The organism is Rhodobium orientis (genome assembly GCF_003258835.1).
In the GTDB taxonomy this organism is placed as follows: domain Bacteria; phylum Pseudomonadota; class Alphaproteobacteria; order Rhizobiales; family Rhodobiaceae; genus Rhodobium; species Rhodobium orientis.
This window is the reverse complement of the sequence record NZ_NPEV01000009.1, coordinates 87,097-107,240: the sequence shown is the minus strand read 5'-3', so window position 1 is coordinate 107,240 and position 20,144 is coordinate 87,097. Positions and strand designations below refer to the sequence as shown.

Below are 20,144 nucleotides of genomic sequence, written 5' to 3'. Positions count from 1 at the left end.
GCCCGGCACCGACGGCAGACGAGTGGCCCCTTAAGCAGTCTTCTGGATCAGCGGATAGGAGCGCTTGACGGTGACGGCGACGATGCCGACCAGGGCCGCCTTGAGGAGGTCGCCGGGGATGAAGGCCGCCGAGCCGATCGCCGCTTTGGTCAGCGAGATCTCCGCCCAGAAGGCGACCCAGGGAATGCCGAGCGCGTAGACGACGCCGATGCCGCCGATGACGGCATAGGTGAAGGACGACAGGAAATTGAGCTTGCGCCAGCCGAATTCGTGCAGCATGCCGGTGACGAAGGCGGCGCCGATCCAGCCGACCAGGAAGCCGGCCGTCGGCCCCGCAAAGACGCCGAGGCCGCCGCGCCCGCCGGAAAGGATCGGCAGGCCGACCGCGACCAGCCCGACCACCAGCAGCATGGACAACGCGCCGCGCTTGCCGCCGAGGATGGCGCCGGCCAGCATCGGGCCCATCGACTGGGCCGAGATCGGTACGCCGCCGAGGATCGGCACCGCGATCGGCGGAAACAGCGCCAGGGCTGCGGTCAGCGCCGCGAAGAGGGCGATATAGACGATGTCTCGGGTGCTGATGCGTTCAGGCATGATGTTCTGGTCTCCGTGGATACGACACGCGCCCGGACCCGATCGTCCGGGGGCTCGTCGCCGTCATAAAGGGAGCGGGCTTCGATGGCATCGGCGACGTCGGCCGCCATCTTAAGGGTACGGATGATGAGCGGCAGGGCAAGGGCAATCGGATTGCGCCCCAGCCCGCGCGCCGCCTGGGCCTCGCGGATCTGCCGGGCCTGGTCGGAAATCACCGGGATGAAGCGCAGCGCCAGCGAGAAGGCGAGCCCGACCTTGGCCGGGTTGACGCCGAATCGCCGAAACGGGGTGAGCAGCCGCTCGATGGTCTCGATCAGCACCTCGGTCGGCGTCGTCAGGGTGATCAGCGCGGCCATCAGCACCAGGATCGCGATCCTGAGGACGATGAGCACGCCGAGCGCCCAGGACTCCATCAGTCCCTGCGCGACGAGGAGGATGACGAGCAGCCACATCAGCGGCCGGAGCTGGCGCAGCATCTCCCGCGGCCCGTATCCCGCCGCAAGATAGAGCAGCAGCACGGGCACGAGAGCGGCGGCCATCACCCGCCAGTCGCCGATGAGAACCAGCCCGGTCCCGCTCACCGCCAGCGCCAGCAGCTTGACGCCGGGCGCCAGGCGATGAAGCGGGGACCGGGGGCGGCCGGAGTCACGGCCGTGACCGGGGGCGGCGATCATTGCATCCGCCTCACATAGTCGGAGAGCGCGCGGCAGGGTTCGTCGTCGGCGACGACGCGCCCCTGGTCGAACACCAGCACGCGCTCGAAATTGTCTAGCAGCGCAAGGTCGTGGGTGACGACGACCGCGGTCTGCTGAAGCCCGTCGATGACGCCGGAGACCATGCGCGCATTGCGCAGGTCGAGCAGCGTCGTCGGCTCGTCGAAGACGACGCAGTCGGGCTGCAGGATGAGAACGCCGGCAAGCGCCAGAAGTTGTTTCTGGCCGCCGGAAAGGGAATGGGCCGACTGCTGGCGCACATGGGAAAGCCCGTAGCGCTCAAGCACGGTCTCGACCAGCGAAGCACGGACGTCACGCGGCAGCTTCAGGCCCTTGAGGCCGAAGGCGACGTCTTCTTCGACTGTCGGAAAAACGATCTGGTTGTCGGGATTCTGAAACACGAAGCCGACCTTGCGGCGCACCGCCTTGCCGGCCTTTTTCGTGTCGAGGCCGTCGATGACGACCTTGCCGGAGGTCGGCAAGAGCAGTCCGTTAAGCAATCGCGCAAAGGTGCTCTTGCCGGATCCGTTGGCCCCGACGATGCCGATCCGTCGCTCGGTGAGAACGAGATCGATACCGCTGAGAACCTCCGCGTCGCCGTAAGCGTGACGGACCGATTGGATCTCGATCCGGGTCGCCTCGAACGCCGTTTCAGGGCCTTGTTCCTCGGAATTATGCAACCGTACGTTACCGGTGCCAACACTTGAAAAAGCCATTTTGCTGGTCCACTTTACGCACGGTTGCATTAGTTCTGATGTCCGGTTTGTGCTCGTTGCAGGAGTTTAACCAAACAGGGCAGAGATCACCATGTAGCCGAGTGAAGGCACTACAAGGCAACCAAAGCCGGTGTAGAAGGTCGCGGTCATGGCACCATAAGGCACGAGCCTCGGATCGGTTGCCGCCAATCCGGCTGCGGTACCACTCGTGGTACCCATGAGCCCGCCATAGACCGCGGCCGCTGCCGGGTTGTCGAGACCGGCCGTCTTGGCCAGGAACGGGGTCAGGATCATGACCGAGATCGACTTCACGACGCCGGCGGCGACGGAGAGCGCGATCACTTCCGAGGAAGCGCCGAGCGCCGTGCCGGTGACCGGGCCGACGATGAAGGTGGCCGCGCCACCGCCGATGGTGGCCATGTCGACCGGGCTCGTATAGCCGAAGGCATACGCGGTCAGCGCACCGATGATGGTCGAAAGCACCATCGAGATGACCAGAGCCAGGGCACCCGGAAGACCCGCTTTCTTCAGTTCTTCCATCTTCACGCCGAACGCCGTGCTGACGATGGCGAAGTCACGCAGCATGCTGCCGCCCATCAGGCCGATGCCCGCGAACAGCGGAACGTCGGAGATGCCGTGCTTCTCGCCGGTAACCGTGCCGCCGATATAGGCCAGCACGAGACCGCAGACGATGGCAATCGCCGAACCGTGGATGCGGTTGTTGGTCAGCCTGGCGACCTTGTAGGACGCCCACATGATGATGCCGACGACGACGAAGGCCGTGATCAGCGGATATTTGGTCAGTGCGGTAGAGAGGATGTCCAACATCTTACTTCGCTCCCTTGGGCGCTTTGGCCTCGGCGGCGTTGTCGTCTTCGTCGAGAGTTGACTTCGGGCTCAGCGCCGTGATCGGGCGGATGAGCAGGAAGCCCGCGAAAACAGCGCCGAGACCTGCGATGAACGCCAGCGCACCGGCGTTGACGGCCGCCACGACGTTCTGCCGGGCCGCCATGGCCACGACGATCGGAATGTACATCGCGCTCCAGAACAGGATGCCGTCCTGGGCCAGCTTGGAGAGCTGGTCCTTGTCCATCAGTTTCCGGGAGACGATGACGAGCAGCACCATCGCGATACCGACGCCGCCGACATTGGCGTTGATACCGACAAGGTTGCCGAGCAAGTAGCCCAGGAAAGTGCCCACAATCATGCAACCGCCCATGAGGGCTACACCATAGATCACCATTTCACTTCCTCCTTCCTTGGGAAGAGTGGAGGAGCCGGAGAAGTCCGCTCCTCCCCTTTTTGACCTCTATTCGATGGTCAGGATCACGCCGCCGGGTTTCAGGCGGTCGCCGGGTTTGGCGGCGATCGACTTGACGGTTCCGTCAACCGGAGCCGGCGTGTTGTTCTTCATCTTCATCGCCTCGACGACGGCCAGGTTCTGGCCCTTCGTCACGGTCGCGCCTTCCTCGACTTCGATGGAAACAACGACCGATGGCATTTTGACTTTCACATCCATTGAGTGACTCCTTTTGTTGCTAAGCTGGATGCTGTTTCGGTTAAAGACACTTTTGAAAAGGTCTCATCGGAAAATTGATTACGGCCAATAAGTTCAACTCCTGAAATAGTCTTCGCCAGGAGAAGCTCTGCATCCGACATATACTCGGAAAGCTTGACGCCGCAGCGCCCTTGCATGTCGATTTCGGCATCGATGGCCGTGCCGGTCCGGGTGCTGAGGGCGCACGCCTCCTGCCAGAACCGCTGAAGCTGCTGTGGCCCGCCGGCCTCGACCAGGACGTCGAGGTCGGAGTCCGGCCGGAGGTAGTCGAGCCCGGTGACGACCTGCATGGCGGCCGAGCCGATCAGGCCGAGCCTGACGCCGGCGGCCGCGGCCACCTTGCGCAGCTCGATGAGCACCGGATGGACGACGCGGGGGCTGGCGCCGGCGCGGTCCATGACCTCGTAGGGCGTGACGTAATGTTCGATCTGGTCGGCCCGCACCGGCACGGCCGAACGCACGCGCTCCTCGCCGATGCGGAACGGGAAGGAGAAGCCGATCTGGCCGCCATTGTCCGGGCAGGCCTGCGTCGGCCGGCAGACGATGCCGGGGATGCCGTCGGCCAGGAACGCCTGCCTGACCCGGTGCGCGATCGCGGGGCCGCGCATCGGCTCCGGCAGGCCGGCGACGACCGCCGGGACGAGCTCCTTGCGGGCTTGCGCGGTCGGATAGGCCAGAACGTGGCGACGGTTCAGCATCTCTATCGCCTCTTGATCCAGGTCGGGTCGGTCTTGGCCGAGCGCTGCACGTCGATCTGCGCCTGCACCATGACGTCGAAAAGCCGCGTCAGTTTCGGTCCTTCGATGACGATGGGCGCAACGACCTCCGCGTCCGGATCGACGATCCCCGGCACCAGTTCCAGGCGCGTCGCTTTCGCGCTGGTCTCAAGCCGCGGCGAGACCTTCACCACGCGGCTCTTGGTGCGCAGGATCGTGCGCGAGGCCTTGTCGACGGTCTCGCCAACGCTCATCGGCGTTGCCGTGACGATGACCTCGTATTCCGGATGGGTCCGCTCGCGGCGATAGGTGATGATCTGGCCGTCGCGGTTGCAGACGTGGCCGGACGGCGAGATGACGAAGCTGTCGCCCATCGGCAATCCGCCGACGACCAGCTCCCGGTAGGGCTCGCCGCGCGGCGAGGGCACCAGCGCGATGTCGTCGCGCAGCGGCACGCCATCGAGCGTCAGCCAGCCGAATTCCTGGCAGCCGTAAAGGTCGTGCACCTTGTAGCCGAAGGTCTCGGCGATGGTCAGCAGCTCCTGGTCGAGCGGCGTGCCGGCGACCAGAAGCACGCAGTAGCGCGGCATCTCTTCCTTCAGCCCCAGCGACACGGCCTGCTCCAGGCTGGCCCGCAGGAACGAGGATTCGCCGAGGATGATGTCCGGGTTGCGGTTGCACGCGGCGATGATCAGAGCGTCGCGGCTGGAGCGCTCCAGGAAGGTCCATTCCACCTCCGCGGCGGTCAGCGCCGGGGCGGAGAAAACATTGACGAGGGGAGGATAGGTGACGAGCATCCGCGTCCCCCCCTCGCAGCCGAGCCGTTCGAAGACAGCGCGGGTGACGTCGGTGCGCCCGGGCAGTTCCGCATGGGTGACGCCGACAATGTTCTGGAAAGCCGAAGAGCCAGTGGTGAAGGTCAGATAGGCAAGGTTGAAGGGCGTATGGATCTCTTCGATGACATGCGCGGCCGTCGGGCCGGCAATGCCCTTGTCGCCAAGGGAACGCCTCGGCATTTCGGCAAGCGTCGGCATGCCGGTGAAAAGATCCTGTGCGTCTTCGAGCGCTTTCAATGCATCTGACATTTCAACTCTCCCTTCGGCTTTCCTGGTTCGGGCAGCGCCGGGGTCAGCGGGCGGGGGCGTACTGGTCGGCGACCGCCTCGAACTCCTTGTTCATCACGTCCATGACCTTCGGCCGGAGCGCGCGGCCGCCGCGTTCGGCGCCGAGGGCACCGCGGCCCCAGGGGCCGAGCGTGTCCTGCTTGCCTTCCGCCTTGGCTTTGCGGATGGACGCGATGTGCTCGATGATGGCCGGGCGCATGCCCTCCACCGTCTCGACCAGCGTCTCGACGCCGCCGAGGGTGTGGAAGAAGCGCGGGCCGGACGCGAAGACCGGGTTGTCCTTGGACAGCTCTTCCAGGACTTCCAGGTCCTTGCGGATGATGCGCGAGACCGAGGTCAGCGGCATCACGTGGATGATGGTGCCGAAATTGGCATCGAGCGACAGGATGTTGTCAGCCTGCAGGCCGTGGCAGAGGAAGGCACCGGAAACGGCCCGGCCGATCACCATGGCGACGATCGGATGGCCGGCGAGCCGGGCTTCGGCAAGGGCGAGCTGGTAGGCGCCCGTCGACTTGTTCATGCCGAAGATTTCCTCGACCTTGCCGGGGCCGTTGCCCGGGGTGTCGACGATGAGGACCAGAGCCCGCTTTTCGTCCAGCGGCTTGTCCTTGTCGGCTTCCAGCGAGGCATAGACGGACCGGGCCATCTTGTAGCCCTCCTCCATGCCGATGACGCCGGCGTAGACGACGGGGAACCGTTCGTTGAACGACATGCCGTCGCTGGCGATGATGGTGACTTCCTTGCCGTCGAGCTTGGCCGTTCCGACCGCGGCGCCGGGGCCGTAGTCCTCTTCGGCGACGGACTTGCCACCGACCGTGTTTTCTTCAAAGGAACCCGGATCGACGATCATCTCGATCGCCTCCCGGCCCTTGCCCATCATGGTTTCTTGCGCTTCCATGACTGTCTCCTGAAATTGAATTGTTGAACGAGCCTCAGACCGAAAGGCGCTTGACCTGACCGAGGAAGGCCGCGAGCGGCATGTCGGTCAGCGAGGCCGGATCGTCGTTGCCGGCCTTGGCCCAGACGTCACGGGCGTCCTGCGGATGCATTTCAGCGGCAAGAGCGACGCCGCGGACCTGCCGTTCAACGGTTTCCGGCGACCCGACGCGGCGCATTTCCTCGAAGGCCGCGACCGGCAGCGGGGCGAGTTCGGCGACCTTCTCGCGGAACGCCGCGATGGTGTCGGCGACCAGGAAGTTGGCGTCCCCGATGATGTATTTGTGCCGGCCACCGGTGGTGCGGAAGACGAGGGCGCGGTCGGAACTATCGAACTCCTCCTTGCCCATCTCCTGCTCGATGACTTCAGGACCGGTGAGGCCGAGACGTCCGAACTCGCTCATGATGATGACGTCGGTCGCCGCGGCGACGAAGCCCATGCCGCCGAAGCAGCCGACCTTGGAGCCGATGAGGGAGATCACCGGAACCTTGCCGCGGGCCTTCTGGAACAGGTCCATGACCTCGGCGTGGGCGAGCAGGCCGGCATTGGATTCGTGCAGCCGCACGCCGCCAGTCTCGAACGAGATCACCAGGACCGGCTTTTCCTCCTCGGAAAGGTCCGGATAGTCGGCGACCAGCTTGTCGTGGAAGTCGATGGCCAGCTTGATGGTGTTGGCCATCTTGGCACCGCCGACCTCGCCGATCGAGCCGCCGATGAAGCGGCCTTCCTGGGAGACGACGAAGACCGGCGTCTTGCCGATGCGGCCGACGCCCGAGACGAGGCCGTCGTCGAAGGCGACGGCGTCGCCGAGCAGTTCCAGATGCGGGCTCGACAGGCGGTCGAACGGGCCGGCGAGCTCGGTGAACGTGCCGTCGTCGACAATGCCGAGGGCGCGATCGCGCGCATTCGACTCGAGGAAGCTGTGCTCCTGCAGATCATTCCATTTGGACATGATGAACCTCCTTAGTCCGTCGTTGCCTGGCTAAAGGCCTGACGCAGGCGCAGAAGCACGACGGCCGGCGTAGCATTGTTGTCGTTGATCTCGATCCGGGTGTCGGAAAGGGCCGTCTCGTTGACGAACTTGTCCAGAACCCGCTTCCACAGATCGTCGAAGCCGGTGACCGGGGTGACGATGCGTACCGAGACGCCGCCTTCCAGGTCCTTCGGTTCCATCAACACTTCCATATCGCTCGACCCGACGACGCCGGTATGGGTCGGCACGTCGATCGTTATGGTCCCGGTGTTGAGCTTGATGTCGAATTCAACAGTGTGAAGTGCCATGACCTCAGATCTCCATTACCAGTTGCGGAAGCGCGAAGGCGGGTTGTAGAGACCGTTCGACCAGGTCACGAGGTCCTTCACGCTCTTGGCGGCGAGCATCGCGCGGGTCGCCCGCGACGGGTCGACGCCGAGGTCGTCCGGGGTCTTGACGATGTTGGCCTCGCGCAGCCGCTTCGTTTCTTCCGGCTTGGCCTGCAAGCCGATGTCGGTGTAGCCGGCAACCGCGCGGATGGCCGCCATGCGGCTGTCCAGGTCCGGGCACCGGTTGAGGTAGGCGACGCCTTCCTCGGTGACGATGTGGGTGAGGTCGTCGCCGTAGATCATCACCGGCGGCAGGTCGAGATTGGCGTTCTCGGCCAGCTTCCAGGCATCGAGCTTGTCGACGAACACCGGCTGGCGGCCCTCGCCGAAGGTCTCCACGCCCTGCACCACGAGCCGCTTGCCGCGCGGCATGGTGCCGAGCTGCTGGTCGAGGCTCGGCAGTTCCTGGCCGCACTGGAGCCAGGCACCGGTGGAGTGGCGCCGACCCTTGGCATCGCAGCCCATGTTCGGGGCGCCGCCGAAGCCGGCGACGCGGCTGGCGGTTGCCGTCGACGAGTTGCCGTATTTATCGATCTGCAGCGTACCGCCGATGAACATGTCGAGGGCGTAGTGGCCCGCGGTCTGGGCAAAGGCGCGGTTGGAGCGCAGCGTGCCGTCCGGGCCGATGAAGAAGACGTCCGGGCGCGAGGCCACGTAGTCTTCCATGCCCAGCTCGCCGCCGAAGCAGTGGATGGTGTCGACCCAGTCCGTCTCGATCGCCGGGATCATCGTCGGATGCGGGTTGAGGATCATGTGGGTGCAGATCTTGCCCTTCAGCCCCAGTTCCTCGCCATAGGTCGGCAGCAGCAGTTCGATCGCCGAGGTCAGGAAGCCGATGCCGTGGTTCATGCTGGTCACGCCGTACTCGGCGTAGATGCCCTTCAGGCACAGCATGGCAAGCAGGATCTGGTTGTCGGTGATCAGGCCCGGGTCGCGGGTGAACAGCGGTTCGACGAAGAACGGCTTGGGAGACTGGATGACGGCGTCGATCCAGTCGCCGGGGATATCGACCCGCGGCAGCTCGTCGACGATCTCGTTGACCTGGGCAATGACGATGCCCTGGCGGAACTTGGTCGCCTCGACGATGGTCGGCGTGTCTTCCGTGTTGAAGCCGGTGTAGAGGTTGCCCTTGCGGTCGGCCTTGAAGGCGCAGATCAGCGAGACCCGCGGCGTCAGGTCGAGGAAGTAGCGGCCGAACAGCTCCAGATAGGTGTGGATCGCGCCGAGCTGCAGCTTGCCCTCGGAGATGAACTTCGCGACGCGGCCGGCCTGCGGGCCGCCGAACGCGAAGTCGAGCTTCTTGGCAATGCCGTTCTCGAACAGATCGAGATGGGACGCCAGCGGTACCGCCGACTGGACCATGTGCAGGTCGTGGATCTTCGAGCGGTCGACCTTGTTGAGGCTCTCCGCCAGGAAATCCGCCTGCTTCTGGTTGTTGCCTTCGATATTGACGATATCGCCTGCGCGGATCACCGCTTCAAGCAGCGCTACCGTATTGTCTGAGCTGACTTCCTTGCCGGCCCCGAATAGCGGGGCGGCTGCTTCCAGCCGCGCTGCCGTATCCGCGGCGCGCTGGTTCCGTTTTTTCCGGGTATCATCGTTGGACATTTGCGCCATTTACCTCCTAAAGAACGGGCTGTTCTTTACTTTCAGTTTCGCGTCTTCTCGGCAGCGACCGACGAAGAACACGTCTCGCCAAATATGTAGTTGTGAATGCTTCCCTCTTCGGTGCGAATGCTAAGGCTGCCGTCATCGCCGAGCGCAATCGCCGTGCCGGAGCGCCGTTCCTGCGGCGTCGTCACGATGATCGGGCGCCCGAGCGTGCACGAGCGGCGGATCCAGTCCCGCCGGATCGGCTGGAACCCATCGCGCTCCCACTGAGCGAGACGGTGCTCGAGCCGATCGAGCAGAAGGGACAGGACTGTCTGGCGGTCGACGGCGCGCTTCGCTTCGGCCTCGATCGAGGTCGCGATGGAGCGCAAGCCGTCGGGAAACTGGTCCGGCGTCTGGCTGACATTGATGCCGATGCCGGCGATGATGTGGTCGACGTCGCCGTCCGGCGTCGTCACCAGTTCGCAGAGAATGCCGCAGAGCTTGCGTCCGCCGGCCATGATGTCGTTCGGCCACTTGATCTCGGCGGCAACGCCGGAGGCGGCTTCGATGGCATCGGCGACGGCGACGGAGATCATCAGAGTTGCCTGCGACATACATTCGATAGAAACGCGGGGACGTAAGAGGACCGACAGGCTGAGGCCGGTTCCGGGAGCCGAGTACCAGACCCGCTCCTCCTTGCCGCGGCCGGCCGTCTGGTGGTCGGCGACGACCACCGTTCCGGCCTCCGCCCGCCTCCCGGCCAGATTGGCCAGGAGGCGGTTCGTGGAGTCGACCTCCGGCAGGTAGAAGACCACGCGACCGATCCGACCGTCCTGCCGTTCGAGCCTAGAGAGGCGGGGGAGGGAGCGACGGCATTCCGGCACGGGATGGGAGGAAGACATCGGTGCGGGCCTTCTACCTGGGGAGCTCTACTGCACGAGGCCGATCGTCGAGGCGAAGACGCCGACGGCGATCGCGGAGACGATGACGCCACAGATCGAGGCGCCCATCGCCAGGGGCATGATCATCGCGTAGGGGCTGGCGGCGAACGCCTCGCGTTGCGCGATTTTTGCGGTGGAGGGCATGCAGGAGACGCCGGCAATGCCGATCACCGGGTTGTAGTTGCCTTTCGACACCCACCACACCAGCCAGCCGCCGCCGATGCCGCCGAGGGCGGAGACGGCGAGCGCCGTGATGCCGAGGACGACGAGCAGGCCGACGCGCGGGTCGAGCAGGGTGCCGGCTTCGCACAAGACGCCAAGGACCAGACCGAGGAACAGGGTCGAGCCGTAGGTGATGGTGTGCTCAAGCAGCTTCTGGTAGGGCTCGATCTCCGCTTCCTTGATGGCGACGCCGAGGAAGAAGGACAGGATCAGCGGCGTGGCGACCGGCAGCAGCAGGCACAGGAGGCCGGCGGCGACGCAGGTGAAGATGAACTTCGCCTTCAGCGGCACGTCCGGGAAGTCGAAGTCGACCTCGATGCCGCGATACTCTTCCTTGATCAGCCAGCGCACGATGTAGGGATAGCCGGCATAGGTCAGCGACAGGTAGAGGTAGGCGATGATCGAGATCGGGACGAACAGCTCCTTGGCCATGATCAGCGAGCCGAACAGGACCATTGGACCATCGGCGCCGCCGATCGTGCCGACCGCGGCCGCCTGCGGCGGGGTCAGGCCCATGTAGTAGCCGATCACCAGCGTCACGAAGGTGCCGAGCTCGGCGCACACCGCGACGGTGATCGAGGCCCAGGGCCGCGCCAGGATGAAGGAGATGTCCGCCATCGTGCCGATGCCCATGAACAACAGGCACGCGACCAGCGAGTTGACGAAGGTGAAGTTGTAGATCGGCTGCAGGAAGTTGATCTGCATGATGTCGATGAGCGCGGAGGGCTCCGACACCATCGGCGCGATGACCAGGGTGCCGATCTTGCCGGCCTCGAGCACCATGACGCCGGCGTTCACCGCCATCATGCCAAGGCCCATCGGGACCATGATCAGCGGTTCCAGCGTGCGCTTGAAGCCGAGATAGGCAAGGCAGAAGCCGAGGCCGATGAAGGCGATCCGGGCGATCGCGATGATCGGATCCTGGATGAAGAGGGTCCCGATGCCGGGAAAGATACTGAAGAGTTGTTCAAACATCTTGGTTCATCCCGTCATGCGTCGGAAGGTTTGGAGAGGAATTTGGAGATTCCGACGATGACCGCGATAACAAGGAACGCGATCGCTGCAGTAATCAGATACGCTAACCCTGCGTAGACTATGATGTTCATGTCGACCTCAAGGGGCTGGAGCGCCGTCGGGCGTGTGGAGGGTATCGACGGCAATCGGTGACGGCAGATGCCCGCCGAGGAGGGCATCGACGCCGACGGTGATGGCCAGCAGATCGGCAGATCCGCCGGGGCTGATGTTGCGGGCGATGCATTCGGCATCGAGCGCGGCGATCGCGGCCATGCCCTCGTCACTCATCGCCCCGCCGAGATCGAGGATGCGGCGCGCCGCATCCCGGACGAAGTCGAGTGCCGAAAGGCCACCGCGCCACAGGACGGTTGTGTCTTCGGTCGTCGACATCAGCGAAATCAATGTGTGGAGGAGCAGGGTCGGCAGGGATGCAGCCCGTTCCCGGGCCGATCGCAGCGCCGGAAGGCCGGCGGCGCGGACAGTTGGAAAGCCCGCTTCGACCTCGCCGCGGATGCCGAGGACACCGTACTGGCGATAGAGTTTCTCGCCGGCCGTCTTCGGCTCCTGGTCGCCCAGCATTCCGAGTTCGCGTTGGCAAAGCCCCTTGGTCATTGCCGCCGTCAGTTCGAACAACTCTTCCGCGTTTGAAAGCGGCCGATCGCGCATCACCAGCCCGGCCACACCCGACAGGATGCCGGCCGAGAACAACAGTCCACGCTGGGTATTGATCCCGTTCGTCGCCGCCAACAGACGCGCCTCGTAGCGTGACCCGATCCCGCGGATGACGGGAAGCAGCGCCTGTTCGGCACCGAAATGGGCCAGCCCGGCTTGCGCGCACTGATAGAGGCAGGGCGCGATCGCCGCCGACGAGACCATGAAGGTCTGCAGGTTCATGTCCCGGTGGGCGCCGTTGGAACGCGGCGTCACGAGACCCGGCTTGGGATGCGTGGAGAGTTCGAGGAGAGTTCCGGTGAGAAACGCGCTACCGATGAACCAGGCGGCCGATTCAGGCCATACATCGCAGGTCTGGTCCAGACCGATATGCCGCACAGCGTGATTCATGGGTTGATGCCCGAACCAATGATGGCGGAGCGCTGTAGTCGCAGCGCCGCGCCACGGCGGAGCTTCCAGACGGTCGTGCGCAAAGGCACGGGCCGGTCGGAAAGACCGTCATGGGTTCACCAGCACGAAAGCACTGAATCACGTGGTGTCGAGGGTTTGTAGGACCACGTCGTCAGGAGGATCCGACGATCATCGTCCCTCACTAGATCACACGCCCTGCAAGCAGAGCTCAGTATCGCTGCGGTGGCATTTCCAAGGCGGTCAACCCCGAAGCGATGCGACATTAGTAGTACAGAGTTTCGCAGCAGTCCAGAGCAGACATTGCGATGCGTCAATCCACCCCAGGCGCTCGCATCTAATCCTTAGATTCCAATCACTTGAACCAATATATGCATACTTCATAAATAACGAGGGGGAATGAAACCGATTGCATCGGGGAGTTTCCGCCAAACCCGTTTCCAGGGCAAAAAAGGACATGACTCCCCGCCGCCGGCATCGGCACGCGCGGTTTCCGGTTCGGGCGTGTGTTTCCTGTGCGGTATCAACGGATTTGAGGCCGCATCGGGCATCGCTCGGCGGCTGTGCGCGTGCGGTGTAGCACCGACCTACAGGTGCATCACCCCGAAGCCCATCCGCTCGTGGTTGGTCTCCGGGTGGAAGGCCGACTCGCCATGGGCCGCGATCGCGATCCAGCGGCCGTCGCTGACCATGGCGATCTTGAGCTTCATGCTGGATTCCGCAGCCACGTGGGAGCTGACGCCGCTGAGACATTCCAGGCCGGCGTGGATGACGCCGTGGATCTCGTTGGAGCGATGGCGAATAACCTTGCTCTGCAGGGCGCAGGCAACCAGCGATTTGATGAAGCTCTTGACGACGTCGGTCCGAATCCCGCTGACGAACGTGACGCCGATCCGCAGGTGGGTGTTCTGGTATATGTAATCCTTGAATAGATCTTCTTCTTCACGACTACTGATTGCAGCCATGATCGCCACTTTACCTATGCGGTCAGGGTTGATATCCATTTTGCATGCTCTTTCCTGGTACCCTCCCTCGCCTTTGTCTTGGTTTTTGTATGCCCGTCCCCCAAAGGCGGCGCCAAAATAGTCCGACCCTTGGCCATAGACAAGGAAATGATTCAACTTTCGTCGAGGGCGCCAGGTCTGTACGCGAAAAACGGGAATCGTGGCCGGCCATGGGACCGGCGCCTTCCTGCGGCGTATTCCCGAAAAGCGGAGGCCGGTTTTCGGACAAGAATACGCGTCAAAACAAAAGGTTAGAGCGCTTCGGGCAATTCCGTAATCGCATGCAACGCTCTAGCGATCGTTGAATCACCGGAAGCACACAAACCGGTTGCGTTGATGCGTCTTCTCACCCAGCCAGGGGCTTGCGACGGCGAAAGCCGGCTCGCGCCTTGCAGGAATACGGTCCCGCCGCCTCCGGAGGGCAGGATCACCCCACCTTGTAGGCTTCCACGGCCGTCTTCAGCCGCGCCGCGACGCCGCCGAGATCTTCCGCGGCCGTCTTGACGGACCGGGCACCGCCGAGGCTGGCGGTGGCTTCGCTCTGCAGCAGTCGGGCGTGTTCCGTCGACCGCTCCGCGCTGTCGGAGACGTCATGGGCGAATTCGGCGATGCGCCCGACATTGGCGACGATGCCCTCGACGCCGCCGAGCACCGCGTTGACCTGGCCGGTCACGTCCTCGGTGCGCCGGGCCGCCTCGCCGGCCTCGTCGACATGGGAGCGCGCCGCATCGGCGATCGTGCCCATGGTCGCGTTCATCACCTCGATGATCTCGCGCACTTCGTCGATGGAAAGCCGCGCCCGGTCGGAGCCGGACCGCATCGTCTCGACGCGCGAGCGGATCTCTTCCGTCGCCGCCTGGGTCTGGTTGGCGAGTGCCTTGACCTCGCTGGCGACGATGGCAAAGCCGCGGCCCGCCTCGCCCGCCCGCGCCGCCTCGATGGTGGCGTTGAGGGCAAGCAGGTTGGTCTGCGAGGAAACGGCATCGATCAGCGTGACCATCTCCTCGATCTGGCTCGACATCTCCACGAGGCTGTTCATGGTGGTCTGGGCGCTGTCGGCAAGGGTGTTGGCCTTGGCCGCGACCTCGCGCGCCTCGCCGGCCGAGCCGGAGATTTCCCGCACCGACCCGGCAAGCGCGCCGATGGTCGCCGCAACGGCGCGGATGTCGTCCGACATCGCCCGCGTCGCGCTGGCGACCCGCCCGGACTCCACCCGCATCTCCTCGGTGATCGCCACCACATTGGTGGTGCGGCCGGCGAGCGCCGTCGACTGGTCCGACATGGAGGTGGTGCCGTCGGTGAATTTTTCCGCACCGTCGACGAAGCCGTGCGAGACCCCGGCCAGCGACCGGGAGGTTTCCGTCACGGCATTCGCCTGGCGGGAAATGTCGGCGACCAGCACCTGGATCTCGTCGAGGAACGGGTTGAGGATCTGGGCGATCTCCGCGGTCTCGTCACCGGTGGTGTCGTCGAGCCGGTGGGTCAGGTCGCGGTCGACGCGGGTCATCTTGTGCAGCACTTCCTGCAGCGCGCCCGTGCCGAGGCTGGCGCCGTGTTCGGCCGCGTTCAGCCCCTGGATTTCCTCCTCCGCGGAAACCCTGAGGCCCATCGTCATGTCGACGGCCTTGAACGCCAGAAAGGCGAAGGTGAAGGACCAGGCGAAACAGGCAGCAATGCCTTCGAGCTGCACCACGATCTGCGCCATCCGCCCGCCCGGAACGAGATAGGCGTCGAGCGCGAAGACGGCAGCGAACAGCGCGCCGCCGACGCCGTGCACCGCGACCGCGCCGACGACGTCGTCCAGCTTCAGGATGCGCAAGATGGCCTCCTCCGCCAGAAGCACCAGCACCGCGGTGAGCGCACCGATCGCCATGGCGCCATGGGCATCGACCACGGCGCAGCCGGCGGTGATGCCGACCAGCCCGGCGAGCATGCCGTTGATGGAGCGCGCCGGAATGTAGTTGCCGTCATGCAGGCGCCCGAGCATCAGGCCGACGACGCCGCCGGTCGCCGCCGCGATCACGGTGTTGGCGACGATGCGCGCGATATCGGCCGAGGCCGCCGTCGTCGAGCCGCCATTGAAGCCGATCCAGCCGACCAGCAGGATCAGAGCGCCCGATGCGGTCAGCACCATGGAATGGCCGTGGATGGTGCGCGGTTTGCCATCCTCGTCGAACCGGCCGAGGCGGGCACCCAGCACGATGATGCCGGCAAGGCCGGTCCAGCCGCCGACCGAATGGACGACGGTGGAGCCGGCGAAATCGATGAAGCCGGCCGCTGCGAGCCACGGCGTGTTTTCGGTGACGAGAAGGTTGCCCCAGGCCCAATGGCCGAACACCGGATAAATGACCAGCGCCACGACGCCGGTCATTGCCAGGTAGCCGGAAAACTTCATCCGTTCCGCGACCGCGCCGGAGACGATCGTCGCCGCGGTGCCGACAAAGACGGCCTGGAACACGAAGAAGGTGTAGGTCCAGGCGTCCAGCCCCTCGAAGAAGGCGACCGTGGTCGGCATGCCGACGAAGCCGATGGACGGCCCGAACATCACGGAAAAGCCGATCAGATAGAACAGGGCGACGGAAAGGAAGAAGTCGGTAACGTTCTTCTGGGCGACGTTGATGGCGTTCTTGGACCGCACCATGCCGGCTTCCAGGAACAGGAACCCGATCTGCATGAGGAGCACCAGCGCCGCCGCCGTCAGTGTCCAGACATGGTTGGCATTGGTCTGCTGGACTTGCAGAGCGGCTTCCAGCGCCGCCACCTTTTCGGCCAGGCTATCCGTCTCCGCGGCCAGAACGTCACTGCCCGCAAGCAGCAGGAATGAGACTGCACTGAGAAAAATCCGCATCGGTCGCACCGGGAAAAGGATCAAGGAAGGTATTGGACCGAAGTAATGATTTCGCGGGGAATGGTTTACAAATGGTTCCGGGACTGTTCGATTATCGTACTATTATTCCCGGTATATTTTTACCGCATCGCCCGCCGGCCACAGCGCGCGGCCGACGCACTGCGTCGCCGAATCCCTAAGTCGTTCGAATAACTCGGATTTCGATAAACGTGCCGGGCGCGCGACCTGCCCGTAGCCGAGAAACCCACGCAAGCGACGCACGACCGCATTCCGACCGCGGGCACGCGGCCGGGGCCAAGCTTTCCGAAACCGTGCTGAAATCCGGCGATGCTTCCGAGTGGGGCTTGCAGGCCGCCCTATTTCGCCGGCTCGCGCACGATCAGGACGGAGGTGTGGGCGTGCCGGACCACATAGGCGGCGACGGAGCCGAGGAAGTAGTCGGCGAGCCCCGGATCGTGCGACGACATCAGGATCAGGTCGGGTTTCAATTTCGATGCCACGTCGAGGATCTCGCGGCCGGCATGGCCGTCACGCACCACCGTCTTGAAGTCCCGCAGCCCCTCGCCCATGGCGAGCGAGGACAGGGAATTCGCCGTGTCGTCGCGCGTCTGGCCGACCAGTTCGCCGGGCAGTTCGGCGGTGATGTAGGCCGGGATCTGCGGCATCACGTTGAGGAGCACGCAATGGGCCTCGCCGAGATTGAGCGTCTGGCGGGCAAAACGCAGCGCTGCCTTTGCGGCATCGATCTGTGAAATGTCGACGGGAATGAGGATTGTCTTTGTCATCGTTATCTCCCCTTGTTCTGCGGGGGCCAGTTTGCCGCGCCGGGACGCTCTTGCCAATCATTGCCCCGCGAATACCGGGGGACAGGCAGCCTGGCCGGCCTCCGGAATTGACCTGTGCTCGGCGGGCGCCGTGTTCAATGGGACATGTGGAAGCGGGCGCGCCTTTCGCCAAGGCGGCGGATGAGCTTCAGGACCTCCACAACGACGACCAGGGAGACGGCGAGCAACGCCACCAGCGCCCAGTTCTCCCAGGAGATCGGCGCCACCTGCAGGACGTCGGCAAGGACCGGCAGATGCATGGCGGCGATATGGAGCCCCTGCGCCCCGAGGATCGCCAGGATCAGGAACGGATTGGCCGAAAAAGGCACGCTGAGGATGGAGCGGGTCTCGGAACGCGCGTTGAGGGCGTGGACGTTTTCAAAGAGCACCATCAGGAGGAGCAGAAGATTGCGCGCCTCGAAGTCGCCGACGCCCCGGGACATGAGGAAGGCATAGAAGCCGAAGGCGATGCCGCCCATGACGACGCCGGAGACGGCGACCTGGGTGATCATCCGCTTTTCGAACAGCCGCTCGCCCGGCGGCCGCGGCTTGCGTTTCAACACGCCCGGCTCGCCGCGTTCGAAGGCCAGCGCCACGTCCTGGATGCCGTTGGTGACGAGGTTGAGCCAGAGGAGCTGGACGGCAAACAGCGGCGGCGGCAGGCCGGCAAGGATGGCAAAGAGGAACAGCACGATCTCGCCGAGCCCGGTGGTGATCAGCAGGAACACCAGCTTGCGCACATTGTCGTAGGCGATGCGGCCTTCTTCGACGCCGGCGACGATCGAGGCGAAATTGTCGTCGGCAAGGACGAGGTCGGACGCCTCGCGCGCGGCATCCGTGCCGCCGCGGCCCATGGCAACGCCGATATCGCCGGCCGACAGCGCCGGTGCGTCGTTGACCCCGTCGCCGCTGACCGCCACGACGTGGCCGCCGCGCTGCAGCGCCTTGACGATGGCAAGTTTCTGCACCGGCTCGATGCGGGCGAACACCCGCGTCCGGTTGACCAGCGCGTCGAACCCGTCGCCGTCGTCCCCGCATTCGGCGAGCCGTTGGCCGGTGATCACTTCCCCCGCCTCGGCGGCGATGCCGAGGTCCCTGGCGATCGCCAGCGCCGTTGCCGGATGATCGCCGGTGATCATGCACACATCGATGCCAGCGTCCCGGCAGGCGGCGACCGCCGCCGGCACCTCCGGGCGCACCGGATCGATGAGCCCGACGAGGCCGAGAAAAGTCAGCCCCCGAAGCGCCGAACGACCGCCGCGCGTCGCGTCTTCGGCCGGCACCTGGCCGCCGGCAACGGCAAGCACCCGGTAGCCATTGGCCGCCATCCGGTCGGCCGCCGCAAGCGCGGCATCCGCATCGACGCCGGCGCACATGGCAAGCACCACTTCCGCGGCACCCTTGACGTGGACGATGGCCTCTCCGCTCCCGGGTTCGTTGGTGAACACCGCGCCGTAGCGCTGCTGCGGCTCATAGGGGATCAGCGTCATCTCCGGCCGTTCCGCCGCGAGGTCCTTCCGGCAGAGGCCGAGCTTTTCGCCGAGTACCAGGAAGGCGACGTCGACCGTGTCGCCGACGACCTCCGTCTTGCCGGCCTCGATGCTGAGGCTTGCCTCATTGCAGAGCGCGCCGCCGGCGGCAAGGGCTGCAAGCCCCGCAGACTCCTCCTCGTCCGGCGCGCGCGCTTCGTCCACGACGTCGACGTCGCCATCGAGCGAAAACCCTTCGCCGCCGATGCGCAGCACCGGTCCCGGCGCACCGTCCGCAAAGAGCTGCACCCGTTTCACGGTCAGCTCATTGCAGGTCAGCGTCCCGGTCTTGTCGCTGGCGATCAGGGTGCAGGAGCCGAGACCCTCGACGGCGGGCAGCGCGCGCACGATGACGTTGCGCTTCGCCATCCGCCCGGTGGCGATCGCCAGCGCAATGGTGATGGCGACCGGCAGGCCCTCCGGGATCGCGGCGACGGCAAGGGCGACGGCAACGAGAAAGACGGTGACCAGCGGCAGGCCTTGCAGGAACTGCACGGTGCCGATGAGGACGATGAGGACGAGCGTCGCGATGCCGATGACGTCGCCGAAGCGCTTGAGGCCCGCGACCAGCGGCGGTGGCGGCATGTCGCCGGCTTCCAGCGCCGCGGCGATGCGGCCGATTTCCGTTTCCATCCCCGTCGCCGTAACGACGCCGGTGACCCGGCCGGAAAGGACTGTGGCGCCGGCAAACAGCATGTTGCGCCGGTCGCCGAGCGGCGCGCTGTCCCGCGCCATCGCCTCCGGCGTCTTGTCGACCGGCGTCGATTCGCCGGTGAGGAGGGATTCATCGACGCTGAGTTCGGTGAGCGACAGGATGCGCAAATCCGCCGGCACCGAGGTGCCCGACTCCAGCCGCACGATGTCGCCGGGGACGAGATCGGCGGCATCGACGCGCACCCGCCGGCCGCCGCGCACCACCTCGGCGACGTTCTGGACCAGATGGCTGAGGGCATCGGCGCTCGCCTCGGCCCGCGCCTCCTGCACCCCGCCGATCACGGCATTCATCTGGATGACGACGAAGATGAAGATCGCATCGGCCCATTCGGCGACCGCGACAGAAACGACGGTGGCCGCCAGGAGCAGGTAGATCAGCGGGTTCTTGAACTGGCGCAGATAGACGACGAGGAGCGGCGTGCGTCCTTTCCGCGGCAGGGCATTGGCGCCGAAGGCCGCGCGCCGCGCCGCCACCTCGCTGGGGTCGAGGCCGGAGCTGCGCGTCTGCAAAAGCTCCAGCACCTCATGGCGCGGCAGCAGGTGCCATGGGTGGCCGGCGACCGTTTCCGGCGTCGGCGGATGATCGTTTTCAGCACTGTCGGCCGAAGCTTGGAGCGCGGTCATGGCCCCTTGAGGATGGCGCTCGGCGGGATGG

General features: G+C 65.1%; 19 protein-coding genes. All 19 read right to left on the bottom strand.

Going from position 1 to position 20,144, the window contains the following annotated elements; genetic code table 11:
- Positions 1-30: 30 nt before the first annotated feature.
- The 19 genes from CH339_RS06540 to CH339_RS06450 all read right to left on the bottom strand — a co-directional run bounded on the left by CH339_RS06540 (position 31) and on the right by CH339_RS06450 (position 20,113).
- The gene (locus tag CH339_RS06540) at positions 31-582 is read right to left on the bottom strand and encodes a biotin transporter BioY (RefSeq protein ID WP_201241080.1); all 552 of its coding nucleotides are present in this window, start codon (positions 580-582) and stop codon (positions 31-33) included.
- Complete coding sequence (locus tag CH339_RS06535) at positions 537-1,268, bottom strand: energy-coupling factor transporter transmembrane component T family protein (RefSeq protein ID WP_111433551.1); 732 nt, start codon at positions 1,266-1,268, stop codon at positions 537-539. Before CH339_RS06535 ends, CH339_RS06540 begins: the two co-directional genes overlap by 46 nt.
- A complete protein-coding gene (locus CH339_RS06530; RefSeq protein WP_244669186.1) occupies positions 1,265-1,987 on the bottom strand; it encodes an energy-coupling factor ABC transporter ATP-binding protein in 723 nt (240 codons plus the stop codon). Before CH339_RS06530 ends, CH339_RS06535 begins: the two co-directional genes overlap by 4 nt.
- A gap of 102 nt (positions 1,988-2,089) precedes the next feature.
- Positions 2,090-2,851, bottom strand: coding sequence for a malonate transporter subunit MadM (gene madM, locus CH339_RS06525; RefSeq protein ID WP_111433526.1), 762 nt, complete (start codon positions 2,849-2,851; stop codon positions 2,090-2,092).
- Position 2,852: 1 nt separating this feature from the next.
- Positions 2,853-3,266, bottom strand: coding sequence for a malonate transporter subunit MadL (gene madL, locus CH339_RS06520; protein WP_111433525.1), 414 nt, complete (start codon positions 3,264-3,266; stop codon positions 2,853-2,855).
- A gap of 66 nt (positions 3,267-3,332) precedes the next feature.
- Positions 3,333-3,542: a biotin/lipoyl-containing protein gene (locus CH339_RS06515; protein ID WP_111433524.1), complete on the bottom strand. Its 210-nt coding sequence runs from the start codon at positions 3,540-3,542 to the stop codon at positions 3,333-3,335.
- Positions 3,533-4,279 (bottom strand): malonate decarboxylase holo-[acyl-carrier-protein] synthase, encoded by a 747-nt coding sequence (gene mdcG, locus CH339_RS06510; RefSeq protein WP_111433523.1) that lies wholly within the window; start codon positions 4,277-4,279, stop codon positions 3,533-3,535. Before mdcG ends, CH339_RS06515 begins: the two co-directional genes overlap by 10 nt.
- Before the next feature lie 2 nt (positions 4,280-4,281).
- Positions 4,282-5,382, bottom strand: a complete 1,101-nt coding sequence (locus tag CH339_RS06505; protein ID WP_111433522.1) for an acyl carrier protein — start codon at positions 5,380-5,382, stop codon at positions 4,282-4,284.
- A gap of 43 nt (positions 5,383-5,425) precedes the next feature.
- Positions 5,426-6,319: a biotin-independent malonate decarboxylase subunit gamma gene (gene mdcE, locus CH339_RS06500; protein WP_111433521.1), complete on the bottom strand. Its 894-nt coding sequence runs from the start codon at positions 6,317-6,319 to the stop codon at positions 5,426-5,428.
- A gap of 34 nt (positions 6,320-6,353) precedes the next feature.
- Positions 6,354-7,310: a biotin-independent malonate decarboxylase subunit beta gene (locus CH339_RS06495; RefSeq protein ID WP_111433520.1), complete on the bottom strand. Its 957-nt coding sequence runs from the start codon at positions 7,308-7,310 to the stop codon at positions 6,354-6,356.
- An 11-nt stretch (positions 7,311-7,321) separates the two neighbouring features.
- Positions 7,322-7,639 carry a malonate decarboxylase acyl carrier protein gene (gene mdcC, locus CH339_RS06490; protein ID WP_111433519.1) on the bottom strand — a complete coding sequence of 106 codons (318 nt, stop codon included), beginning with the start codon at positions 7,637-7,639 and terminating at the stop codon, positions 7,322-7,324.
- Positions 7,640-7,654: 15 nt separating this feature from the next.
- Entirely contained in the window at positions 7,655-9,328 is a 1,674-nt protein-coding gene (gene mdcA, locus CH339_RS06485; RefSeq protein ID WP_111433518.1) for a malonate decarboxylase subunit alpha, read from the bottom strand.
- Between the two features lie 41 nt (positions 9,329-9,369).
- Entirely contained in the window at positions 9,370-10,128 is a 759-nt protein-coding gene (locus CH339_RS06480; protein WP_201241073.1) for a biotin--[acetyl-CoA-carboxylase] ligase, read from the bottom strand.
- Between the two features lie 114 nt (positions 10,129-10,242).
- Entirely contained in the window at positions 10,243-11,451 is a 1,209-nt protein-coding gene (madB, locus tag CH339_RS06475) for a Na+-transporting malonate decarboxylase, carboxybiotin decarboxylase subunit (RefSeq protein ID WP_111433516.1), read from the bottom strand.
- 138 nt (positions 11,452-11,589) lie between these two features.
- Positions 11,590-12,540: a triphosphoribosyl-dephospho-CoA synthase MdcB gene (gene mdcB / locus CH339_RS06470; RefSeq protein ID WP_201241074.1), complete on the bottom strand. Its 951-nt coding sequence runs from the start codon at positions 12,538-12,540 to the stop codon at positions 11,590-11,592.
- A gap of 617 nt (positions 12,541-13,157) precedes the next feature.
- Complete coding sequence (locus CH339_RS06465; RefSeq protein ID WP_111433550.1) at positions 13,158-13,574, bottom strand: HutP family protein; 417 nt, start codon at positions 13,572-13,574, stop codon at positions 13,158-13,160.
- Between the two features lie 427 nt (positions 13,575-14,001).
- Positions 14,002-16,422, bottom strand: a complete 2,421-nt coding sequence (gene amt, locus CH339_RS24600; protein ID WP_170138425.1) for an ammonium transporter — start codon at positions 16,420-16,422, stop codon at positions 14,002-14,004.
- Positions 16,423-16,778: 356 nt separating this feature from the next.
- The gene (locus CH339_RS06455) at positions 16,779-17,207 is read right to left on the bottom strand and encodes a universal stress protein (protein WP_111433514.1); all 429 of its coding nucleotides are present in this window, start codon (positions 17,205-17,207) and stop codon (positions 16,779-16,781) included.
- A 134-nt stretch (positions 17,208-17,341) separates the two neighbouring features.
- Entirely contained in the window at positions 17,342-20,113 is a 2,772-nt protein-coding gene (locus CH339_RS06450; RefSeq protein ID WP_111433513.1) for a cation-translocating P-type ATPase, read from the bottom strand.
- Positions 20,114-20,144: the final 31 nt, after the last annotated feature.